At 72.1% G+C, this 22,300-nt stretch carries 17 protein-coding genes; 10 read left to right on the top strand and 7 right to left on the bottom strand.

Annotated elements, in window-relative coordinates; genetic code table 11:
* Positions 1-10: 10 nt before the first annotated feature.
* Complete coding sequence (locus HHX35_RS13040; RefSeq protein WP_182899106.1) at positions 11-1,162, top strand: sulfotransferase; 1,152 nt, start codon at positions 11-13, stop codon at positions 1,160-1,162.
* Positions 1,163-1,230: 68 nt separating this feature from the next.
* Here HHX35_RS13040 and HHX35_RS13035 read toward each other — a convergent pair whose 3' ends face one another.
* The gene (locus tag HHX35_RS13035) at positions 1,231-2,727 is read right to left on the bottom strand and encodes a sugar ABC transporter ATP-binding protein (RefSeq protein ID WP_310739058.1); all 1,497 of its coding nucleotides are present in this window, start codon (positions 2,725-2,727) and stop codon (positions 1,231-1,233) included.
* 66 nt (positions 2,728-2,793) lie between these two features.
* Positions 2,794-3,594, bottom strand: coding sequence for a DeoR/GlpR family DNA-binding transcription regulator (locus tag HHX35_RS13030; protein WP_310739057.1), 801 nt, complete (start codon positions 3,592-3,594; stop codon positions 2,794-2,796).
* Between the two features lie 341 nt (positions 3,595-3,935).
* On the opposite strand from HHX35_RS13030, the gene HHX35_RS13025 reads away from it, so the two are divergent.
* The 5 genes from HHX35_RS13025 to HHX35_RS13005 all read left to right on the top strand — a co-directional run bounded on the left by HHX35_RS13025 (position 3,936) and on the right by HHX35_RS13005 (position 11,231).
* Complete coding sequence (locus tag HHX35_RS13025; protein WP_220505357.1) at positions 3,936-6,485, top strand: PA14 domain-containing protein; 2,550 nt, start codon at positions 3,936-3,938, stop codon at positions 6,483-6,485.
* A gap of 123 nt (positions 6,486-6,608) precedes the next feature.
* Complete coding sequence (locus HHX35_RS13020) at positions 6,609-7,679, top strand: ABC transporter substrate-binding protein (RefSeq protein WP_182899104.1); 1,071 nt, start codon at positions 6,609-6,611, stop codon at positions 7,677-7,679.
* Positions 7,680-7,775: 96 nt separating this feature from the next.
* Positions 7,776-9,326, top strand: a complete 1,551-nt coding sequence (locus HHX35_RS13015) for a sugar ABC transporter ATP-binding protein (RefSeq protein ID WP_182899103.1) — start codon at positions 7,776-7,778, stop codon at positions 9,324-9,326.
* On the top strand, positions 9,319-10,269 hold the full coding sequence (locus HHX35_RS13010) for an ABC transporter permease (RefSeq protein WP_139575104.1): 951 nt from the start codon (positions 9,319-9,321) through the stop codon (positions 10,267-10,269). The genes HHX35_RS13015 and HHX35_RS13010 overlap by 8 nt, the downstream gene beginning before the upstream one ends.
* A complete protein-coding gene (locus HHX35_RS13005; RefSeq protein WP_182899102.1) occupies positions 10,266-11,231 on the top strand; it encodes an ABC transporter permease in 966 nt (321 codons plus the stop codon). Before HHX35_RS13010 ends, HHX35_RS13005 begins: the two co-directional genes overlap by 4 nt.
* Before the next feature lie 44 nt (positions 11,232-11,275).
* Here the strand turns inward: HHX35_RS13005 and HHX35_RS13000 are convergent, their stop codons facing one another.
* The gene (locus HHX35_RS13000) at positions 11,276-11,728 is read right to left on the bottom strand and encodes a helix-turn-helix domain-containing protein (protein WP_139575102.1); all 453 of its coding nucleotides are present in this window, start codon (positions 11,726-11,728) and stop codon (positions 11,276-11,278) included.
* A gap of 91 nt (positions 11,729-11,819) precedes the next feature.
* Here HHX35_RS13000 and HHX35_RS12995 point away from each other — a divergent pair, with 91 nt between their 5' ends.
* Complete coding sequence (locus HHX35_RS12995; RefSeq protein WP_182899101.1) at positions 11,820-12,413, top strand: dihydrofolate reductase family protein; 594 nt, start codon at positions 11,820-11,822, stop codon at positions 12,411-12,413.
* A gap of 111 nt (positions 12,414-12,524) precedes the next feature.
* Here the strand turns inward: HHX35_RS12995 and HHX35_RS12990 are convergent, their stop codons facing one another.
* Together HHX35_RS12990 and HHX35_RS12985 are read right to left on the bottom strand one after the other, a co-directional pair.
* Positions 12,525-14,771, bottom strand: a complete 2,247-nt coding sequence (locus HHX35_RS12990; protein ID WP_182899100.1) for a glycoside hydrolase family 3 C-terminal domain-containing protein — start codon at positions 14,769-14,771, stop codon at positions 12,525-12,527.
* Positions 14,772-14,948: 177 nt separating this feature from the next.
* The gene (locus HHX35_RS12985; RefSeq protein WP_182899099.1) at positions 14,949-17,306 is read right to left on the bottom strand and encodes a glycoside hydrolase family 3 N-terminal domain-containing protein; all 2,358 of its coding nucleotides are present in this window, start codon (positions 17,304-17,306) and stop codon (positions 14,949-14,951) included.
* Positions 17,307-17,629: 323 nt separating this feature from the next.
* On the opposite strand from HHX35_RS12985, the gene HHX35_RS12980 reads away from it, so the two are divergent.
* Positions 17,630-18,673, top strand: coding sequence for a LacI family DNA-binding transcriptional regulator (locus HHX35_RS12980; protein WP_182899098.1), 1,044 nt, complete (start codon positions 17,630-17,632; stop codon positions 18,671-18,673).
* 352 nt (positions 18,674-19,025) lie between these two features.
* Here the strand turns inward: HHX35_RS12980 and HHX35_RS12975 are convergent, their stop codons facing one another.
* Positions 19,026-19,691, bottom strand: coding sequence for an SDR family NAD(P)-dependent oxidoreductase (locus tag HHX35_RS12975; RefSeq protein WP_182899097.1), 666 nt, complete (start codon positions 19,689-19,691; stop codon positions 19,026-19,028).
* Between the two features lie 20 nt (positions 19,692-19,711).
* Between HHX35_RS12975 and HHX35_RS12970 the strand changes: the two genes are divergently transcribed.
* Positions 19,712-20,173, top strand: coding sequence for a TetR/AcrR family transcriptional regulator C-terminal domain-containing protein (locus HHX35_RS12970; protein ID WP_182899096.1), 462 nt, complete (start codon positions 19,712-19,714; stop codon positions 20,171-20,173).
* 43 nt (positions 20,174-20,216) lie between these two features.
* Positions 20,217-21,476 carry an MFS transporter gene (locus tag HHX35_RS12965; protein ID WP_182899095.1) on the top strand — a complete coding sequence of 420 codons (1,260 nt, stop codon included), beginning with the start codon at positions 20,217-20,219 and terminating at the stop codon, positions 21,474-21,476.
* Positions 21,477-21,485: 9 nt separating this feature from the next.
* On the opposite strand, the gene HHX35_RS12960 is transcribed toward HHX35_RS12965, so the two are convergent.
* Entirely contained in the window at positions 21,486-22,121 is a 636-nt protein-coding gene (locus HHX35_RS12960; RefSeq protein WP_182899094.1) for a class I SAM-dependent methyltransferase, read from the bottom strand.
* Positions 22,122-22,300: the final 179 nt, after the last annotated feature.

The raw sequence follows: 22,300 nt of genomic DNA, 5'->3' as shown, positions 1-22,300 counted from the left end.
AGGCGATCGGATGAGCACGGCACGCGACGGCGTCGGCACGATCGAGGACCTGCACGCCTGGGCGAGCGGCGCCACCGGCCTGACCGACTTCGGGGACGACCCCTACCTCGACGGCCTCGGCGTGCTGCTCGAGTCGTACGCCGGCGACGCGGCGCTCACCCCGCAGGGCGCCCGGGCGGCCCGCGCGATGCTGCGCGGCGCGCTGACCGCCCGGCTGCGGTGCGAGGAGGCGTGGCGGCGGCACCCGGAGCACGCGGACCTGCCCGTCGAGCGGCCGATCTTCGTCACCGGCCTGCCGCGCACCGGCACCACCGCCCTGCACCGGCTGCTGACCGCCGACCCCGCCAACCAGGGGCTGGAGCTGTGGCTGACCGACTCGCCCCGGCCGAGGCCGCCGCGCGAGACCTGGGCGGGCGACCCGGAGTATCGGGCCGCCCAGGCCGCGTACGAGCGGCACCACGTGCGCCATCCGGAGTTCATGGGCGTGCACTACATGTCGGCGGACATGGTCGAGGAGTGCTGGCGGCTGCTCCAGCAGTCGATGCGGTCGGTCTCCTTCGAGTGCCTGGCCCACCTGCCCGCGTACTCGGCCTGGCTGGCGGAGCAGGACTGGACGCCCGCCTGTGAGCGGCACCGGCGGATCCTCCAGCTCGTCGGGCTGGGCGACCCCGGCCGGCGGTGGGTGCTGAAGAACCCCAGCCACCTGTTCGCCCTGGACGCGATCATGGAGGTCTACCCCGGCGCGCTGGTCGTCCAGACCCACCGCGACCCGGTCACCGCCATGGCGTCGATGTGCAGCCTCGCCGCGCAGGCGACCGCCGGGTGGTCGGAGGCGTTCACCGGCGGGGTGATCGGGCGGGACCAGCTCGACCTGTGGAGCCGGGGCCTCGGCCGCTTCCGTGCCGCCCGCGCGCGGCACGACCCGGCGCGGTTCTTCGACGTGCGCTACGAGGAGTTCGTCCGCGACCCGCTCGGCACGGTCGAGGCCGTCTACGCCCACTTCGGGCTGCCGCTCGGCGACGCCGCCCGTACGGCCATGGCCCGTCTGCACGAGGAGAGCCGCTCGGGGGAGGCCCGGCCGTCCCACCGGTACGAGCTGTCCGGCTTCGGGCTGATCCCAGAGGAGGTCGAGGCGCGCTTCGCCGGCTGCCCCGCCCGCTGACGTCAGCTCTGGCTGGGCGAGACAGGGGTGGAGAGAACGGCGAGGGCGCGGGGTCCGGTGGCGAGGGCTCAGCCGGCGGCGAGCGCTCCCATGATGCGGTCCTCGCTGATCTCGGGCCCGGCCAGCTCGCCGACGACCGCGCCGTCACGCAGGACCACGACGCTGTCGCAGTTCTCCACCAGTTCCGACACGTCGGAGGAGATCAGCAGGATCGCCAGCCCGTCCACCGCCAGGTCGTCGAGGAGTGACCGCATGGCCAGCTTGGTCGCGATGTCGACACCCCGGCTGGGCTCGTCGAGCAGCAGCACCTTCGGGTGCATCGCCAGCCAGCGGGCCAGCAGCACCTTCTGCTGGTTGCCGCCGGACAGCTCCCCGGCCGCCTGCCGGGGCGACACGGCCTGGATGCCCAGCCGCCGCATGAACGTGGCGACGATCCGGTCCAGGTGCGCGTCGGAGACGATCCCCGCGCGGGACAGGCGGGGGAGCGCGGCCAGCGCGATGTTGTCGCGGACCGACAGGGTCGGCACGATGCCCTCCACCCGGCGGTTCTCCGGCACGAGCCCGACACCGGCGCGGATCGCGTTCCTGATCGACCACTTGCCCGCGGGCGCGCCCGCGATCGTCACCTCGCCGGCGTCCACGCGCAGCGCGCCCGCGATCGCCTTCGCGGTCTCGCTGCGCCCCGCGCCCCGCAGCCCGCCGAGGCCGACCACCTCCCCCGTACGCAGGGCGAGGGAGACGTCGCGGAGCACGTGGCGGCGGGTCAGCCCCCGGGCTTCGAGCAGGGGCTCGTCGGCGGGCGGGCCTGCGGACTCGCCGGTGACGGCGGCGTCCGCCCCCTCGGCGTGGAAGGGCCTGCCGAGCAGGAGCGAGACCAGCCTGCGACGGTCGAGGCCGGCGAGCGGCCCTGTGTGCACCACCCGACCATCACGCAGCACGGTCACCCTGTCGCAGATCTCGTAGAGCTCGTCGAGCCGGTGGGTGACGTACAACACCGCCCGGCCCTCGTCGCGGAGCCGGGAGATCGCGCCGAACAGGACGTCCAGCTCGTCGCGCTCAAGCGCGGAGGCGGGCTCGTCCATGACGACCAGCCGCGCGTCCGCGGACGCGGCCCGCGCCAGGGCGACGAGCTGACGCGCGCCGTCGCCGAGCGAGCCGAGCGGCCGGCGCGGGTCGGCGCGCAGGCCGTAGGAGGACAGCAGTTCGGCGGCCCGTGCGTGCATGGCCGCGAAATCGATCAGACCGAGGCGGCCGCGCGGCTCCCGGCCGAGGAACAGGTTGGCGGCGATGCTCATCGTGGGGACGAGCCCGGCGTCCTGGTGGATCGTGGCGATCCCGAGCCGGGCCGCCTCGGTGGGGGAGGAGAGGGCGATCTCCTCCCCGAGGTAGCGCAATCGGCCGGCGTCCGGCCTGCACACCCCCGAGATCACCTTGACCAGGGTCGACTTGCCCGCGCCGTTGCCGCCGACGAGCGCGTGGACCTCCCCGGCCCGCAGGGCCAGGGTGACGTGGTCGAGCGCGGGCGCGCCTTGAAAGCTCTTGCAAATACCTGCGGCCTGCAGCACGGTTGCCTCCGCCTCGAATGGTGAGCCCGGCAGGAAACAAACCCGTAACGAGGCCGTCACATTCGATCAAATGTGGGCAACGTGCAGGCGTACGCCCTTGCCGCCCAGCTCGTCGAGCACGTCTCGCGGGGCGGCGTCGTCGGTGACGAGGTGGTCGATCTGCTCGGCGGACACGGTCTGCACCATCGCGTCGATGCCGATCTTGCTGTGGTCGGCCAGCACCACGACCTCCTCCGCGGCGGCGGCCAGGGCCTGGTCGACGCAGGCGACCTGCATGTTCGGGGTCGACAGGCCGCGGTCGGCGGTGAGCCCGTTGCCGGAGATGAAGGCCCGGCGCACGCGCAGCCCGGCGAGGGACCGCTCGGCCGCGCTGCCGACGAGGGCGAGGATCGGCCCGCGCAGCGTGCCGCCCGTCAGCATCACCTCGATGCGCGGGGAGTTGGCGAGGGCCTGGGCGACCAGCAGCGAGTTGGTGACCACGGCGAGCTCGGCGTGCCTGCTCAGCCTGCGGGCGAACTCCTGGGTGGTGGTCCCCGGGCCGATGACGATCGCGTCCCCGTCCTCGACCAGCGACGCGGCCAGGTCCGCGATGGCGGACTTCTCCGCCGAGGAGAGCGTCACCTTCTGGACGTAGCTGGCCTCCCTGTTCAGGTCGCCCGGGAGGGTGGCGCCGCCGTGGTGCCGGTTGAGCAGGCCCTCCGACTCGAGCGCGCGCAGGTCGCGGCGTACGGTGACCTCCGACGACTGCACCGCCTGGGCGAGCTCGCGCAGCGAGACGGCGCCGTTGGCCCGCACCAACTCCAGAATGCGCTGGCGGCGCTCGGCCGCGAACACGGGCCGGCGCCCGTCGCTGTCCGTGTCGACCACGCCCCCCACCCTCCGCTGTGACCGGATCCGATCATAGTCGACCAGCCAAAGCGCCGCATCGCTGACCGGAAATGAACGAATCTGATCCGATCTCTTGACCGGATAGCGCCCGCGATGCTTATTTGAGGGCGATAACCGACTCGATCCTGTCCGAATCTGATCGGTCCCGTTCGGAAGGTGCGTTCCCCGCGTGCCCCACGTCCGCGGGTCCGATCTCGACCCTCCCCCCACGTCATGGCAGGTGGTCGCCGGCGCCGTGCGGAGCGCACCGCCGCGCCGGCCGCACGCGGCCACGCCGTACGGCGCGTCCGCCCGCCCCCTGCCCGCAGGAAAGGATCCCTGTGAGAAAGCCCATCCTCTTACTGCTGGCCGTCGTTCTCGGCGCCGTCTGGCAGGTCGCGGGGCAGGGCCCCGCGACCGCCGCCGGCGCCGAGCGGCACGGCCTGCGCGGCGACTACTACCTGTCCTCGGCAGCAGGGAAGTTCGACTTCGCCCAGCTCAAGGCCACGGTGATCGACCCGGATCTCGAGCTGCCCGACCTCAACCCGGTCTTCACCTCGCTGACCGGGCGGGAGGACGACGTCACCGTGCGGTGGACGGGCCGCATCCAGCCCGCGTACTCCGAGGCGTACACCTTCTCGGTCATCGGCGACAACGGCTTCCGGCTCTGGGTGAACAACACGCTCGTCGTCGACCACTGGGTGGACGACTGGGACAAGGAGCAGACCGGCACCCCGATCACCCTGCAGGCCGGCCAGAAGTACGACATCAAGGTCGAGTATTTCGAGCACTTCGGCGGCGCCAACCTCCACCTGCGCTGGCAGAGCGCCAGCCAGCCCAAGCAGGCCGTGCCGGCCGACGCGTTCTACCTGCCCGAGGGCTTCGACCCGCCGGGGCCGGCCGGCGCCGCCGTCGACGCGGCGGGCGACACCGCCACCCTCGACTTCGGCGACACCGCGCTCGCGGCGCTGCCCGCCGGCGCCGCCGAGCACTTCGGCCTGACGGTGGCCGGCACGAAGTGGCAGGTCGCGTCGGCCGCCCTCGACGGGACCACGAAGGTCACGCTGAAGCTCGCCTTCCCCATCCCGCGCCTGGCCGCCGACATCCGGGCCTCCTATGACGGCAAGGGCGGCCTGGCCAAGGCGGACGGCACCGCGATCGAGGCGTTCACCTGGGTGCCGGTGTCCAACGGGTCCACCTATGTGCTGAAGACCCGCTGGTCCGACAAGGTGGACGCGAACAACCCGCTGCCCGAGTACCCCCGCCCGCAGCTCGTCCGCGACCGCTGGCAGAACCTCAACGGCACCTGGCAGTTCGCCGCCGCCAAGGAGGGTGAGGCGCCGCCCTTCGGCCGCGACCTCGGCGAGCGGATCGTCGTGCCCTACCCGGTGGAGTCGAGCCTGTCCCGCATCGGCCGCCACGAGGACCGCATGTGGTATCGCCGCACCTTCGAGGTGCCGGCCTCCTGGAAGAAGGACCGCGTCCTGCTCCACCTCGACGCCGTGGACTACGAGTCGGTCGTCTACGTCAACGGCAAGCAGGTCGGCACCCACAAGGGCGGCTACGACAGGATCACCGTGGACGTGACCGACGCGCTCACCCGAAAGGGTCCGCAGGAGCTGGTCGTCGGCGTGACCGACCCGACCGACAACGGCCGCCAGCCCATCGGCAAGCAGCGGCTCAACCCGGGCAGCATCTGGTACACCCCGGCTTCCGGCATCTGGCAGACCGTCTGGATGGAGCCCGTCGGCACGACCCACATCGAGGCCGTGGACACGATCCCCGAGGTGCTCGGGCAGTCCCTGCGGGTGAAGGTCAGGGCGAGCGGCGACGCCACCGCCGTCGTCACCGCCCGCGCCGGCAAGCGCGTCATCGGGAAGGTCTCCGGCCCGACCGGCACCGAGCTGGCCGTGCCGATCCCCAACCCCCACCTCTGGTCGCCCGACGACCCCTACCTGTACGACCTCACGGTCGAGCTCAAGGGCGGCGACAAGGTGGAGAGCTACTTCGGCATGCGCTCCATCTCGGTCGGCCGGGTGAACGGCACGACCCGGGTCCTGCTCAACGGCACGCCGGTCTTCCAGTTCGGCCCGCTCGACCAGGGCTACTGGCCGGACGGCATCTACACCGCGCCGACCGACGAGGCGTTGCGGTACGACCTGGAGCAGACCAAGGCGCTCGGCTTCAACATGGTGCGCAAGCACATGAAGGTGGAGCCGGACCGCTGGTATGCCTACGCCGACAAGCTCGGCCTGCTCGTCTGGCAGGACATGCCGTCGATGTTCGGCGCGGCGAGCGCGGCCGACAAGACGCAGTTCGAGAGCGAGCTGAAGGAGATCGTCGACGAGCACCGCAGCAGCCCGTCCATCGTGATGTGGGTGCCGTTCAACGAGAGCTGGGGCCAGTACGACATCTCCAGGATCGCCGACTACGTGGAGAGCCTGGACCCCTCCCGGCTCGTGGACAACATGAGCGGCATCAACTGCTGCGGCGCCCAGGACGGCGGCAACGGCGACGTGATGGACTACCACATCTATCCCGGACCCGGCAGCCCCGGTAAGCCCGGCTTCTTCCGGGCGTCGGTGCTCGGCGAGTACGGCGGGCTCGCCCTGCCGGTGATCGGGCACACCTGGACCGGCGGCGGCTGGGGCTACGCGGTCGAGACCGACGGCGAGGCGCTGACCAAGCGCTTCCTGGAGATGGACGACGCCCTGCGCACGCTGCACGCCTGCAACGGCCTGAGCGCGGCCGTCTACACCCAGACGACCGACGTGGAAACCGAGATCAACGGCCTGATGACCTATGACAGGGCCGTGACCAAGCCGGACGTCAAGCGCCTCCATGACGCCAACACGGCGCTCACCGGAGAGATCCTCCCGGCCTGCGCCTGACCCGCTCGGCACAGCGGCGGCCCGGACGGCACGTCCGGGCCGCCACCCCCCACCCCCCACGGCGTGTCGTCCTCCTGACCGCCGGACGCGCCGTGGCACCCCCCGATCAGAAGAAGGATCACCATGAAGTCATATCCCCGCACGGCCGTCGTCGCCCTCGCCGTGCTGCTCGGCGCGGCCGGCTGCGCCAAGTCGGAGACCCAGGCCACGGCGGGCCCCAGCGAGGCGGCGTCCGCGCAGCAGCAGGTGGTGCAGACCCCGGCGGGCTCGGCCGGCCCGACCTGCACGCTCGACCAGTTCGGCGGCACGAAGTTCGACCTGAAGACCGCCACGGTCGGCTTCTCCCAGTCGGAGAAGGAGGCCAACCCGTTCCGGATCGCGGAGACCAAGTCCATCAAGGACGAGGCGGCCAAACTTGGCATCGCCGACCTCAAGGTCACCAACGCCCAGTCGCAGTTCTCCAAGCAGATCACCGACGTGCAGCAGCTCATCGCCCAGGGCGTGAAGCTGCTCGTCATCGCGCCGCTGAACTCCGACGGCTGGGAGCCGGTGCTCCAGCAGGCCGCCGCCAAGAAGATCCCCATCATCACGGTCGACCGCAAGATCAACGCCAACCCCTGCAGCGACTACCTGACGTTCATCGGCTCGGACTTCTACGAGCAGGGCAAGCGGGCCGCCGATCAGATGATCAACGCGCTGAGCGGCAAGGGCAAGGTGGCGATCCTGCTCGGCGCGCCGGGCAACAACGTCACCACCGAGCGCACCAACGGCTTCAAGGACCGGATCAAGGAGAAGGCGCCCGACATCCAGATCTCCTTCGAGCAGACCGGTGAGTTCGCCCGGGAGAAGGGCCAGCAGGTCACCGAGCAGCTCATCCAGTCCAACCCCGACATCAACGGCATCTACGCCGAGAACGACGAGATGGCGCTGGGTGCGGTGACCGCGCTGAAGGGCGCGGGCAAGGAGCCGGGCGCCATAAAGATCGTCTCGGTCGACGGCACCCGCAGCGCCGTCCAGGCCATCGCCGACGGCTGGCTGCACGCGGTCGTCGAGTCCAACCCCAGGTTCGGGCCGCTCGCCTTCGAGACCGCGCAGAAGTTCCTGGACGGGCAGCCGATCCCCGACAAGGTCATCATCTCCGACCGCGAATACGACGGCTCCAACGCTAAGTCGTCCCTCGGTGAGGCCTACTGACCTGCCACAGCCCGTCACGGACGCCCGCGGAAGCCCGCGTGCGTCCCGGGCCTCCGTGCGCACTCGCGCGGAGGCCCGCGCGAGGAAGGGAACTCATTGAGCCAGTCCGCTGCACCGGTGCTCGAGGCCAGGCAGATCAGCAAGCGCTTTCCCGGCGTGGTGGCCCTCGACGGGGTGTCCATCGCCCTCCTCCCCGGCGAGGTGCACGCCCTCGTGGGCGAGAACGGCGCGGGCAAGTCCACGCTGATCAAGGTCTTCACCGGTGTCCACCGCCCGGACGGCGGTGAGCTGATCTACAACGCTTCGCCGGTGGCCTTCGGGACGCCGCTCGACGCGCAGCGCGCCGGGATCTCGACCATCTACCAGGAGGTCAACCTCGTCCCGATGATGAGCGTGGCCCGCAACCTGATGCTGGGGCGCGAGCCGCGCGGCCGCCTGGGCGTCATCGACACCGCCAGGATGTACGGCGAGGCGGAGCGGATCCTCGCCGGATACGGCGTCGTCACCGACGTACGCCGCCCGCTGCGCACCCTCGGAATGGGCGTCCAGCAGATGGTCGCCCTGGCCAGGGCCGTGGCGATCGACGCCCGCGTGGTCATCATGGACGAGCCCACCTCGTCCCTGGAGCCGCGCGAGGTCGAGACGCTGTTCTCGGTGATCAGGAAGCTCAGGGACGACGGCATCGCCGTCGTCTACGTCAGCCATCGCCTCGACGAGCTGTACGAGGTGTGCGACCGGGTGACCGTGCTGCGTGACGGCCGGGTCGCGCACACGGGCCCGCTCGCCGAGCTCGAACGGCTGAAGCTCATCGCCCTGATGCTGGGCCGCGACCTCGAGGAGGTCAGGACCGGCGGCCTGACCAGGTTCTCCCGCGACCGCCGCCACGCCCGGGAGCGGGACGGCGCCGCGCCCGCCGTACGGGCCGAGGGGCTGACCCGGCGGCAGGTGCTGCGCGGGGTGGACGTCGCGGTGTGGCCGGGGGAGGTCGTCGGCCTCGGCGGGCTGCTGGGAGCGGGCCGAAGCGAGACGGCCAAGGGCATCGTCGGCGCGCTTCCGCTGGACGCGGGCCGGGTGCTCGTGGCCGGCCTGCCCCTGCGCACCGGCTCGACCACGGCGGCGATCAAGGCCGGGGTGAGCCTGCTGCCCGAGGACCGCAAGGCCGAGGGCATCATCCCGGCGCTGTCGGTCAGGGAGAACATCGCGCTCGCCGCCCTGCCGTCGCTGTCGCGGGCCGGCGTCGTCTCCGACGCGAAGATCGACAAGGTCGTCGAGGTCTTCATGCGCCGGCTCAGGATCAAGGCGGCCTCGCCGCACCAGCCGGTGCAGGAGCTGTCCGGTGGCAACCAGCAGAAGGTCCTGCTCGCGCGGTGGCTCGCCATCCGGCCGAAGATCCTCCTGCTGGACGAGCCCACCCGCGGTATCGACGTGGGCGCCAAGGCCGAGGTGCAGGCACTCGTGGACGAGCTGGCCGAGGAGGGCCTGGGCGTGTTACTGATCTCGTCTGACCTGGAGGAGCTGGTGGAGGGCGCCGACCGGATCCTGGTGCTGCGCGATGGCGCCGTCGTCGGCGAGCTGTCCGGCGACGACGTCACGGAGGACAAGATCATGGCGTCCATCGCCGAACGAGGAGCGGAGTCCGATGGCTGAAGCGGTCGCACCGCCCGGGCGGCGGGTGCTCGCCTGGGCCCAGGAGTACGGCGTCTATGCCGCGGTCGGCGTCCTCCTGCTGTTCAACGTGCTGTTCACCCCCCACTTCCTCGATGTGGCGAACTTCCGCACCCAGCTCGTGCAGGTCGCCCCGATCGTGATCGTGTCGCTCGGCATGGCGCTGGTCATCGGCACCCAGGGCATCGACCTGTCGGTCGGCTCGGTCATGTCGCTGGCCGCCGCCCTCGTCGCCCTCTACCTCGGGTACGGCGCGTGGCCCGCGCTGCTGGTCGCCCTCGTCGGCGGCGCGGTGGCCGGGACGGCGGGCGGCGCGCTGGTCGCCTACGTCGGCGTGCAGCCGATCGTGGCCACGCTCGCGCTGCTGGTCGGCGTCCGGGGCCTGGCCAACGTGCTCGTGCCGCAGCTCGTCGAGTTCCGCAACCCCGACCTGATCGCGCTCGGCAGCAGCTCGCTGTCCGGCGTGCCGGTCATCGTGGTCATCGCGGCCGTGCTGACCCTGCTGATGGCGTTCCTGGTCCGCAGGACGACGTTCGGCAGGCAGGTGGTCGCGATCGGCGGCAACCGCGCGGCCAGCGAGCTGTCCGGGCTGCCCGTCCGCCGGGTGCTGCTGCTGGTCTACGTGATCTCCGGGGTGCTGGCCGCGCTGGCCGGGGTGCTCGCGACCGCGCGGCTGCAGGCGAGCGATCCGACCTCGCTCGGCCTGTTCATCGAGCTGTCGGCCATCACGGCGGTGGTGGTGGGCGGCACGCCGCTGAGCGGCGGACGGATCCGGGTGCTCAGCACGGTCATGGGCGCGCTGCTCATGCAGCTGCTGTCGGCCACCCTCATCAAGCACAACCTGCCGCAGTCGTGGACGCAGATCGTGCAGGCGGTCATCATCCTGGCCGCCGTTTACGCCACCAGGGAGCGAGGAACCCGATGACCGGATCGCCCGGACGCGAGCAGGTGAGCCGCGTCCTCCAGCAGCACGGCGCGCTGATGGTGCTGGCGGCGCTGGTGGTCGTCGGCAGCGTCGCCTTCGATTCCTTCGCCACCGCGGGCAACGCCGCGAGCGTCCTCGTCTCCTCCTCCTTCACCGCGATCATCGCCATCGGCATGACCTTCGTGATCATCAGCGGCGGCATCGACCTGTCGGTGGGGTCGCTGTTCGTGTTCGGCGGGGTCCTCGCGGCGTACGGCTCGCAGTACGGGGTGTTCGTCGCGCTGGTGCTGCCGCTCGCCGCGTGCGGGCTGGTGGGGCTCCTTCAGGGGCTGCTCATCGCCAGGACGGGGATGGCGCCGTTCATCGTCACCCTGGCCGGGCTGCTGGGCGTGCGCGGGCTGATGCTGGCGATCTCCAACGAGGGCGCCACGACCTACCTCGTGAAGGACTCCGCGTTCGCGCGGCTCGGGCAGGGCGGTGTGTTCGGCCTGACCTGGCCGGTCTACATCACGGCGCTCCTGGCGGTGGCCGCGATGGTCCTGCTCCAGCGGACGGCCTTCGGCCAGAACGTCTACGCGGTCGGCGGCAACGAGCCGGGGGCCGCGCTGATGGGCGTGCCGGTGGCCCGGACGAAGGTCTACGTCTACCTCATGTCGGGCCTGCTCGCGGGCCTGGCCGGGGTGCTGAACGCGGCCCGGCTCTCCTCCGGTGTCACGATCCTCGGCATCGGCCTGGAACTCGACGTGATCGCCGCGGTGGTGATCGGCGGCACGCTGCTGACCGGGGGAGCGGGCGGCATCACCGGCACGATCGCCGGCGTGCTGCTGCTCGGGGTGATCCAGAGCCTGATCAATCAGGTGGGCAACCTGACGTCGGCCTTCCAGCAGGTGGTCAGCGGCCTGTTCCTCGCCCTGGTCGTGGTGGCCCAGCGGCTGCTCGGCAGAGCCCAACGGCTCGGCTGACCGGCCGGGCGACGACCTCCGGGGGAGTTCCGGACCCGCCTCGGTCAGACGGCCGCGCCCGGACCCGGCAGCGGATCGACGTCGCCGCCGTGCATCGGCTCGCCGCAGTGGGCACAGCGCAGCTCGGCATGGCTGATCTCACCGCACGCGTGATGGCGGTAGAGCACCGGCGGCCCGGCCTCGCCCGCGAGCCATCGGTCCCCCCAGCTGGTCATGACCATGAGCAGGTCGACCAGCTCGGCGCCCTTGGTCGTCAGGTGGTACTCGTAGCGCGGCCGCCGGTCGTAGGGGCGGCGCTCGAGCACGCCCTGGTCGACGAGGTAGGTGAGCCGCTCGGTCAGCACCTTGCGCGAGATCCCGAGGTCGGCCTGGAGCTGGTCGAACCGAGTCATGCCCACCCACACATCACGCAGGATCAGCGGCGACCACGGCTCTCCGATCACGTCGAGGGTGCGCGCGATGGAACAGGCCATCTCCCCGAACTTCGTGCGTTGCATGAGAACAGTCTAGCAATCGGGGTTCCTTCAAGGAACTTGGGCTGTTACTCTCATGGAGTCTCTTCAAGGAACTCAAGAGGGGGTCGGCGAGATGAGCAAGGTCTTCAGTGCCCACGCGGTGTCGGTCGACGGTTACATCACCGGGCGCGACCCGGGCGCCGGGCGCGGGCTGGGCGACGGAACGACGCTGTTCGACTGGTACTTCGACGGCGACACGCCCAGCGGGGTGTTCGACGGGTTCACGTTGAGCGGGCCCAGTGCCCGGATCTTCGACACCCTCGCCGGACGTGTGGGTGCGGTCGTGGCAGGGCGCAACACCTACGAGGACTCCGACCGTTTCGGAGGCGGCAGCCCGCACCCGATGGCCCGGCTGTTCGTCCTCAGCCATCGGGCGGCGCCCGAGATCGGCGGGACGCAGACCCTGATCACCACCGGCGTCGAGGACGCGATCGCGGCGGCACGCGAGGCCGCCGGGGGCAAGGACGTCGCCCTCATGGGCGGCGGCGTGCTGACGTCCGCGCTGGAAGCGGACCTCGTCGACGAGGTGATCCTCCACCAGGTGCCCGTTCTGCTCGGCGCCGGTCACCGCTTCTTCCAGGAGCTCCCGAAGCACGTGCGCCTCCGTCTGCTGGAGGCCGTGCCGGCCCCCGGCGTGACCCACCTCCGCTACGAAGTGGCCCGATGACCCTCGTGATCACCGTCGGGCAGGAGCGCATCGTGATCGTGATCGAGCCCGAGCGGCAGACCGTCGGTATCGGCTGACCGGTCGCTTCAGCCCACACCGACGCCCGCCGGCTCAGGCCGCGGCGCCGTCCGACCCGCCCAGTTCCACCAGTTCCCGCAGGGTCGCGTGCGGGATGTCGATGCCGGCGAAGGTCAGGAACCGTCCCATCGGCATCGACGAGGCCATCCGCAACCCGTTCTCGTCGTCCTCCTCGGACCGCGCGCCCTTCCCGCCGCTGAGGACCCGCAGGAGAGCCGGCCCGGCGATCGGGTGCGAGAGCCACTCGCCGAGCGTCGAGTCGAGCGACACCACGGGGACGAGGGAGTCGCCGCCGAGACTGATCGTCGTCTCGGCCACGACGGACGAGGCGTTCTCGCCGATCTGGATCGTGTAGTCGCCCTGCGCGACGACCCACCGGCCGAGCGGGACGTCGTAGTACGCGAACGCCCGCCGGTCGAGAGGAAGGGTGACCGTGCGCGACTCGCCGGGGGCGAGGGAGACCTTCCTGAAGGCCCGCAGCTCCCGAACGGGCCGCCGTACTGGACCCGCGGCGGTGGACACGTAGACCTGCACCACGTGCTTGCCCGGCCGATCGCCGGTGTTGGTCACCCTCACGGTGACGGTGGCCCTGTCGTCGCCCGTGCGAACGACCGTGAGGTCGCCGATCGCGAACGTCGTGTAGCTCAGGCCGTGGCCGAACGGGTAACGCACGGGCAGCTCGACCGTCTCGTAGTAGCGGTAGCCGACCATGACCCCCTCGCCGTAGCGCACGTGCCCGGCCTCGCCGGGGAAGTTGAGGTAGCTCGGCGTGTCCTTCAGCCGCATCGGGATGCTCTCGGCGAGGCGCCCGGAGGGGTTCACGACGCCGAAGAGGAGGTCGGCGACGGCGGAGCCGCCCGCCTGGCCGAGCAGCCAGCCCTCCAGCACGGCGTCCACGTCGTCGTGCCAGCCCTCCAGAGAGACGACGCCGCCGTTGGACAGGACGACCACCGTACGGCGGGCCGCGGCGGCGACGGCGCGGATCAGCTCGACCTGGACGGCGGGCAGGTCGATCGTCTCCCGGTCGAAGCCCTCCGACTCCTCCCGCTCGCCCAGGCCGGCGAAGACGACCGCGACGTCGGCGGAGGCGGCGGTCTCGGCCGCCGCCTCGCGAAGCTCCCGCGCGTCGCCCGATCCGTCCAGCGAGAAGCCCTGGGCGTAGGCGACGTCCGGGGCGAGGGCGCGGATCGCGTCGAGCGCCGCGTCGACCCGGGTGGCGTTGATGTGGGAACTGCCGCCGCCCTGGAACCGGGGCCTGACGGCGAACTCGCCGATCACGGCGATGCGGGCTTCCACCGAGAGGGGGAGCGTGCCGTCCTCGTTCTTGAGCAGCACGGCGCATTCGGCGGCGAGCTCGCGGGCGAGCGCGTGGTGGGCGTCGGTCTCGAACGCGCCGGAGACCCCGCTGCGGCGTTCGGTGAGGGCGACGACGCGGCGCACGCTCGCGTTCACGACGGCCTCGTCGAGGTCCCCCGCGCGGACCGCGTCCACGATGCGCCGGTCGCTCACGCCGCCGGTCCCCGGCATCTCGAGGTCCAGTCCCGCGGCCAGCGCGGCGACGCGGTCCTGGACCGCGCCCCAGTCGGAGACGACCACGCCGGTGAAGCCCCACTCGCGGCGCAGGACGTCGGTGAGCAGCCACCGGTTCTGCGAGGCGTGGACGCCGTTGACCCGGTTGTAGGAGCACATCACGGTGGCGGGCCTGGCCTGGGTGACCACACGCTCGAACGCGGGGAAGTAGATCTCGCGCAGCGTGCGCTCGTCCACGTCGGCGCTGACCCGCATGCGCTCGGTCTCCTGGTTGTTGGCGGCGAAGTGCTTGACCGACGCGCCGGGTCCCTCGGCCTGCAGCGCGGCGACGTGCGCCGCCGCCAGGACGCCCGAGAGCAGGGGGTCTTCCGAGTAGTACTCGAAGTTGCGCCCGCACAGCGGCGAGCGCTTGATGTTCACGCCGGGGCCGAGCACGACCGCCACGCCGAGGGCCCGGCCCTCCCTGCCGACGGCGGCGCCGATCCGGGCGGCCACTTCGGGGTCCCAGCTCGACCCGACCGCCGCCGCGGGCGGGAAGCAGGTGGCGGGGATGCTCTCGTTGATGCCGAGGTGGTCGGAGCCGCCGGCCTCGCGGCGTACGCCGTGCGGCCCGTCGCACAGCGTGATGGACGGAATCCCGGCCTCCTCGAGCGCCTTGGTCGTCCAGAAATCCCGGCCCGACAGCAGTGAAGCCTTCTGCTCCAGGGTGAGCGCGTTGAGCGCGAGCGCGTCGAGGTCGGTCCGAGCCATCGGGGAGGCTCCTTTCACGGGGCGGTTCACATTGTTTCCTGCCCCGGAGGGGTGCAGCGGCGGACAGGAGCGGTGGGGCGTGTCTTCCCCCGGCCGGGGAACGCGGGGGTCGCCGAGCGCGGCGGCGGGACGGCGGCGCGGCGGGCGGCCCGGCCGCCCGCCGCACGCGTGTCACGGTCAGGAGGCCGGTTCCGGCACCCGCGCGTGGGTGGTTAGCCGCCGGGCCCGGCCGAGCACGACGGTGTCGCCGGTCAGCAGGATCTCGGATCGCAGGGGGCGATCGGCGGCGGACGGGCCGGCGGTGAGCGCGATGACGCCCGGTTCGACGATCCTGCGCAGGCCGGGATCGGTGTAGGAGAAGGCGTCGGTGGGGATCTCGAAGACCACTTCGCGGGTCTGCCCGGGCGCGAGCGGCACCCGGGCGAAGCCGACGAGCTGCGCGACGGGACGGGCCACCTGCGCCACGGGGTCGGAGGCGTACAGCTGCACGACCTCCTCCGCCGCCCTGGCGCCGGTGTTGGTGACGGTCACCCGCGCCTCGACCGTGCCGTCCGTGGGGCACCGATCCGCCGAGGTCGCCATCGCGTCGTAGGTGACCGTCGTGTACGACAGCCCGTGGCCGAAGGGGAAGGCCGGGGTCGGGTCGGACACGGAGATGCCGTCGGTGCGCAGCCCCAGGGGCGGCTGCAGATAGGTGGAGGGGTTGACGAAGGGGGAGCCGGGGATCTGGACGGGCAGGCGGCCCGAGGGCTCGACCCGGCCGCTGAGCACCCCCGCGATCGCCGTGCCTCCCTCCACGCCCGGCAGGAACGCCTGGAGCGCGGCGGCGGCACGGTCGGCGTAGGCGCCGATCGCGTACGGGCGGCCGGACACCACGACCAGGACGGCCGGCGTGCCGGTGGCCAGGACCGCCTCGACCAGCTCCGGCTGGACTCCGGGCAGGGCGAGGTGGGCGGCGTCGCAGCCCTCGCCGGAGGTGCCGTTGCCGAACAGCCCGGCCCGGTCGCCGACGAACAGCAGCACGAGATCGGACTGCCCGGCCAGGGCGGCGGCCTCGGCGATGCCCGAGGTGTCGTCGCCCGACACGTCGGTGCCCCGCGCGTAGCGCAGGTCGGCATCGGGGAACTCGGCCCGCAGAAGATCCAGGACGGGCGCGATGGGCAGGCCCATGCCGTGGTCGGGGAAGCGGTCGAGGACGTGGTTGGGGAAGGCGTAGCAGCCGAGCAGGGTCTGCGGGTCGTCGGCGCACGGGCCGATGACGGCGATGCGGGCGGTCGTCCCGGAGGCCAGCGGCAGCGCGCCGGTGGGGTTGCTCAGCAGCACGACGGAGCGTTCGGCGACGGTGCGGGCCAGGTCGCGGTTGCGGGGGCTGTCCAGGTCGACGTCGCCGGCGTCCTCGGGGACGAGGGGGCCGTCGCCGAGCAGGCCGAGCTCGATCTTCTGCCGCAGCACCCGGCGCACGGCCTCGTCGATCAGGGCCTCCTCCACGTGGCCGGCCCGCACCTGCTCGACCAGGCGGGTGCCGTAGCCGACCGTCTCGGGCAGCTCGACGTCGATGCCCGCGCGCAGCGCGATCGCGCCGGCGTGCGCCTCGTCGGCGGCGACGTGGTGGTTCATGGCCAGGAACGGCACCGCCCAGTAGTCGGCCACGACCGTGCCGTCGAATCCCCACTGGTCGCGTAGCACCCCGCGCAGCAGGCCGGCGTTGGCGCCGACGGGCACGCCGTCGATGTCGGTGTAGGAGTTCATGACCGAGCGGGCGCCGCCGTCGCGGATGGCCGTCTCGAACGGCGGGAGGATGACGTCGGCCATCTCGCGGGGGCCGATGCTGACCGGGGCGTGGTTGCGGCCCGCCCGGGAGGCGGCGTATCCGGCGAAGTGCTTGAGCGTCGCGATGATCCCGGCGTTCTCCAGGCCGCGCACGTAGGCCGCGCCGATCTGACCCACCAGGTAGGGGTCCTCGCCGAGGGTCTCCTCGACCCGGCCCCACCGGTAGTCGCGCACGACGTCGAGGACGGGCGACAGGCCCTGGTGGACGCCGACGGCGCGCAGGTCGTCGCCGATGGCCAGGGCCATCCGCTCCACCAGCGCGGGGTCGAAGGTCGCGGCCCAGGCCAGCGGGGTGGGGTAGGCGGTCGCGCCGTAGGTGGCGAACCCGGTCAGGCACTCCTCGTGCGCGATGGCGGGGATGCCGAACCGGTTGGCCGCGATCACCTGCTCCTGCAGCTTCCGCAGCCCGGCCGCCCCCTCCGCCGGGCTCACCGGCGCCGTGCCGTACACCCGGGTCAGATGGCCGACCCCGTCGCGCATCCGGTCGGCGAGGTCCGCGCCGTCCTTCATGAACAGGTCCTGCAGCGGCGCGACGTTGCCGCCTGTCCCCTCCGAGCCGGCGGGCGAGATGTCGACCCACACCGATCCGAGCTGGGCGACCTTCTCCTCCAGCGTCATCTCGGCCAGCAGCGCGTCCACGCGCTCGTCGAGAGGCCGGTCGCCGTCCCGCCAGGGCGCGAGCCCCGGCGCGTCTACGAATGTCATGACATCCCTTGCTTGTCGATCCGTCGCGTGGGCCTCGGCCCCGGAAGACGCCGTACGGGACCCAGGTGACGATCGGCCCGGCCGTACCCGCGCCGCGGCGGCGGCAGACGGCGGTACGCGAGCAACCGCATCGAGCGCCCCCTGCTCATCCGAACCCCTGCTCATCCGAACTGTCGTCTGAAACTGTGGTCCGAAAGTTTCCGAATCAGGACCGATAGTTTATGTGGACTCTAGGCCGGTGCGTCGGAGGCCGTCAAGGATCGGGCGGTGAGACATCCGAAACATTCGGGTTGGTGTCCGAAAGTTCGGGCTAAACTGCGGCCATGACGACGACCAGGGAGCCGACACCGCCGGACCGCACGCCCTCCCGGCCGCTGACCATCGCCCAGATCGCCGAGCTGGCGGGGGTGTCCCCCGCGACCGTCTCCAAGGTCGTCAACGGCAGGTCCGAGGTCGCCCCCGAGACCCGCGCCCTGGTCGAGGACCTGATCCGCGAGCACGGGTACCGCCGGCAGAAGAAGCGCCCCACAGCGGCTCCTCTCATCGAACTGGTCTTCAACGAGCTGGAGGGCGCGTACGCGATGGAGGTCATCAAGGGGGTCGATCAGGTGGCGCGCGAGCACGGCCTCGCGGTGGTCGTCTCCGAGTTGCAGGACCAACACCCTCCCGCCAGTGGCTGGATCGAGGGGGTGATCGGCCGCCGTCCCTACGGCGTGATCGTGGTCTTCTCCGGCCTCACCCGGGCCCAGCACGAGCAGCTCAGGACCCGGGACATCCCCGTGGTGCTTGTCGATCCCACCGGCGATCCCGGGCACGAGCTGCCCTCGGTGGGCGCGGGCAACTGGAGCGGCGGTCTGTCGGCCGCGCGCCACCTGCTGGAGCTGGGACATCGGCGCATCGCCCTCATCACCGGTCCCGCCCACGCCCTCTCCAGCCGCGCGCGGCTCGACGGGTTCCGCGCGGCCATGGACGCCGCGGGCGTGCCGACGGATCCGGAGCTCGTCCGGCAGGGCGACTTCAGCGCGGAGGACGGCCTGGCGAACGCCCGCTCCCTGCTCGCGCTGCCCCGGCCCCCGACCGCCGTGTTCGCCTTCAACGACGCGCAGGCCATGGGCGTGTACCAGGCGGCCCACGAGATGGGGCTGCGCATCCCCGACGAGCTGAGCGTGGTCGGCTTCGACGACCTGCCGATGGCGCAGTGGCTCATCCCCGCGCTGACCACGGTCCGCCAGCCGCTGACCGAGATGGCCGCCGCCGCCACGACCATGGTGGTCGCCATCGCCCGCGGGGAATCCCCGCCGCAGAACCGCCTGGAGCTCACCACCGGCCTCGTCGTGCGCGGCAGCACCGCCCCGCTCGTGGCGTGACCTTCTCGTGACCTGAAGTTTCGGAACACAGACAGAAATTCTGGCGCCGGGCCCTTCCTCCGGCTCCTGGCGCCCAGGCCGGCGGAGCCGGCCACGTCCGCCGCCCGGCTGAGGCGCGGAAGGTGCGCCGCGGGTGCGGGCTGTTCGCGCCGGAAGTTCCAGGTGCCGTGCCCCGCGGAACCCCCCTGCTGTCAGGGCGGGCGAGACGACCGGGCATCCTGGTCCCGACATGCGGGACGTGTGGGCGGTCGCGTCGCCGGGCGGACGCGCGTGAGGGCCCCACCCGGCATGGGCCCGTTGACCGGTCCCCCTCCCGGCGCGCATTTCTCGACAGAAACATTCGGCGCAAAGCCTAAATCTTTCTGCCGCCGTCGGTGCTCGTCGAGGGATCCCGAGGGGTGACCCCTGCCCTGCGCGTAGCGAAGCCGGGCGCTCGTCCGCTCGCCGAGTCGTGCGAGCAGACGAGGGCAAGGCGTCCTTGGTGCATGTCGGTGTCGACGACGCCGGGGGCCACGATGTCGACCGTGATGCCGCGTGGCCCGAGCTGCTCGGCGAGAGCGGTGGTGAGCACGTCGAGCGCGGCCTTGGACATGGCGTAGTCGATCGCCCTGGGCATGGCCGCTCCCCGGGTCAGCATCGTGCCCACGGTGATGACGCGCCCCCCGTCGCGCAGCCGTGGCAGAGCGAGCGGGGTGATGAAGAGCGGGGCGGTGGTGTTGACCGCGAACAGGCGCTCGAAGCCCTCCCGGGTGACGCCGTCGATCTCGGTCTGGCCGCCGAGGATTCCCGCGTTGTTGACCAGGATGTCCAGCCCGTCGGCGTGGGCGTCGAAGCCGGCCCACAGGGCTTCGGCGTCACCTGGCCCGCCCAGCTCGGCTTGGATGGCGAAGGCGTGTCCGCCGGCTGCTTGGACGGTGGTGACGGTCTCCTCAGCGGCGGCGTGGTCGCTGCCGTAGTGCACGGCCACGCGGGCGCCTTCGCGGGCGAGCCGGGTGGCGATCGCGCGGCCGTATCGCATGCGAGCTGGGCACCGGCGCCATGTCGCTCTACCGCTACGTGCCCCGCCGTGACGACCTGTTCGACCTCATGATCGACTTGGCGACGGGTGAGATCGAGCTCCCCGACGGCCCGTCCGGCGACTGGCGAGGCGATCTGACACTGCTGGCCCGGCAGATCCGCGCCGCCGGCCTACGTCATACCTGGCTGATCCCGCTGCTCACCAGCCGGCCGACGCTGGGCCCCCACCTGCTGCGCGTGCACGAGTTCGCGCTCGGCGCCTTCGACGAAACCGGGCTCGGCATCGACGGGATCGCCGGCTTGGTCGGCATGCTCGACGACTACGTGCCTCGCCCCCGAGGAGCGCTTCCGGCGCGGGCTCGACCGCGTTCTCGACGCCATCGCCGCGCTCATCAGATCGCTCCCCGCTGGTTGATCGGGAAGGCGGCGGCGCTCCAGGAAGGAGCGGCGGCCCGCTGCGGGCCTCGCGGGCAGCCAGAGTAAAGTACCCCGAATGTTCTATATGCCCAGATCGGCGAGGTAGAGGGTGGCGGGGGTACAGGCAGTTCTGAAGCGTGTCGCCCTCGACACCCGGCCCCTGAACATTCCGGCGTACCGGCGGCTGCTGGTGGGGCAGGGCGTCTCCTTCATCGGCTTCCAGCTCACCTCGGTGGCCGTGAGCGGGCAGGTCTACAACCTCACGGGGTCGTCCCTGTGGGTGGGCCTGCTCGGGCCGGTGAGTCTCGTCCCGTTGGTCGTCTTCGGCCTGTGGGGCGGCGCGGTCGCCGACGCGATGGACCGCCGCCGGCTCCTGCTGGCCGGCTCGGTGGTGGCCTGGCTGTCCACCGTCGCCCTGCTGCTGCACGCCTGGTCGGGGCTCGGCAGCGTCTATCTCATCCTCGCCGTCATCGCCCTGCAGTCGATCGGCTTCGCCGTCACCTCGGCCACGCGCGGGGCGATCATTCCCCGCATCGTGCCCACCGAGCGGGTCCCCGCGGCCAACACTCTCAACTTCCTCGTCAGCAGCATCGGCACGGTGGTCGGGCCGCTGCTGGCCGGGGTGGTGCTCGCAAAGGGCGGGTACGCCACCGCGTACCTCATCGACGCCGTCCTGTTCGGCGCCGGCTTCTACGCGGCCGTACGGCTGCCGACGCTGGCGCCCGTCGGCGAGATCTCCCGGCCGGGCCTGCGCTCGGTGGTCGACGGGCTCAGATACGTGGTGAGCAGGCCCGTCGTGCTCATGTCGTTCGTGGTCGACATCATCGCGATGGCGTTCGCGATGCCGAGGGCGCTGTTCCCGGAGATGGCGGCCGAGCGCTTCGGCGGGTCGGCGGTGGCGTTCGGCTGGCTGTCGGCGAGCATCGCCATCGGGGCGGTCGTCGCCGGCGTCTTCTCCGGCTGGGTCGGCCGCGTACGCCGCCAGGGGGTGGCGCTCACGCTCGTGATCGCCCTGTGGGGCGTGACGGTGGCCGCCGCGGCGCTGGCGCAGCCGTTGTGGCTGGTCGTGGCGCTGCTGGCGATCGGCGGCGCGACCGACCTCGCCTCCGCCGTCTGGCGGCAGACGATCCTGCAGACCTACGCCCCGGACGAGATGCGCGGACGCCTGCAGGGGGTGTTCATGGTCGTCGTCGCGGGCGGGCCCCGCCTGGGCGACCTGCGGGCGGGCGCCACCGCGGACGCCTTCGGGCTCGTGCCCTCCTGGGCGGGCGGCGGCCTGGTGTGCGCCCTGCTGGTCCTGGTGACCGGTTTCGGCGTGTCCGCCTTCCGGCGGTACGACGCCCTGGCGAGCCGCCCGGACACCCGCTGAACCCCCGTCTCAGGACCGGGCCTCGCCGCGTACGCAGAAGGAGATGGGGCTGCGGACGCGGGCGGGGAAGACGAAGTGCTCCAGCGACTCGACGGTGAAGCCGGCCGCCTCGACGGCCGCCACGCTGTCGCGGCCCGTGTGGCAGCCGCCGGTCAGGCACGGCCACACGGTCGCGTCCAGCAGGTCCTGCGCCCTGGCCCAGCCCGTGGGCCCGGCGCGGACGTGTTCGAGGAAGCGCAGCCGCCCGCCGGGGACCAGCACGCGGCGGATCTCCCGCAGCCCGGTGACGGGGTCGGGCAGCGAGCACAGCACGAACGACACCACCGCCGCGTCGAACCCGCCGCCGGCGGCCGGGAGCCGGTCGGCCAGGCCGCTGACGACCTCGATCCGCGCCCGCGCTTCACGGGCCGCCTGGCGGGCGACCGCCCGCAGCCGCGGTTCGGGCTCGACGGCCAGCACGCCGGTGACGGACGGCGGATAGTGGGCGAAGTTCAGCCCGTTGCCCGCGCCGACCTCGATCACCCGGCCAGACAGCCCCGCCACCAGCGCCTCGCGCTGCCCGTACATGCCCTGCCGGTCGAGCACCTGGCTGAACCACGTGTAGAAGCGGGCGAACAGCGGATGGCTGACCCCGGTCGTCGGCATGGCGTCCCCCTTCCCGTCCCTCGTTCATTCCCGCCCGGCACGGACCCTCATGACCTGCGGCATTACCGAATCGGGGCGAAACAGTCGTGGTCGCCACCGGTCTTCGCGGGTACGGGCCCGGTGGACGACGCGGTGGACGAACGCGTGGACGCCGCGACGAGAGCGGCGACCGCCTCGCA

This window comes from Microbispora sp. H10830 (assembly GCF_014161375.1).
GTDB classification, from domain to species: domain Bacteria; phylum Actinomycetota; class Actinomycetes; order Streptosporangiales; family Streptosporangiaceae; genus Microbispora; species Microbispora catharanthi.
This window is presented reverse-complemented; position numbering and strand designations above follow the sequence as displayed.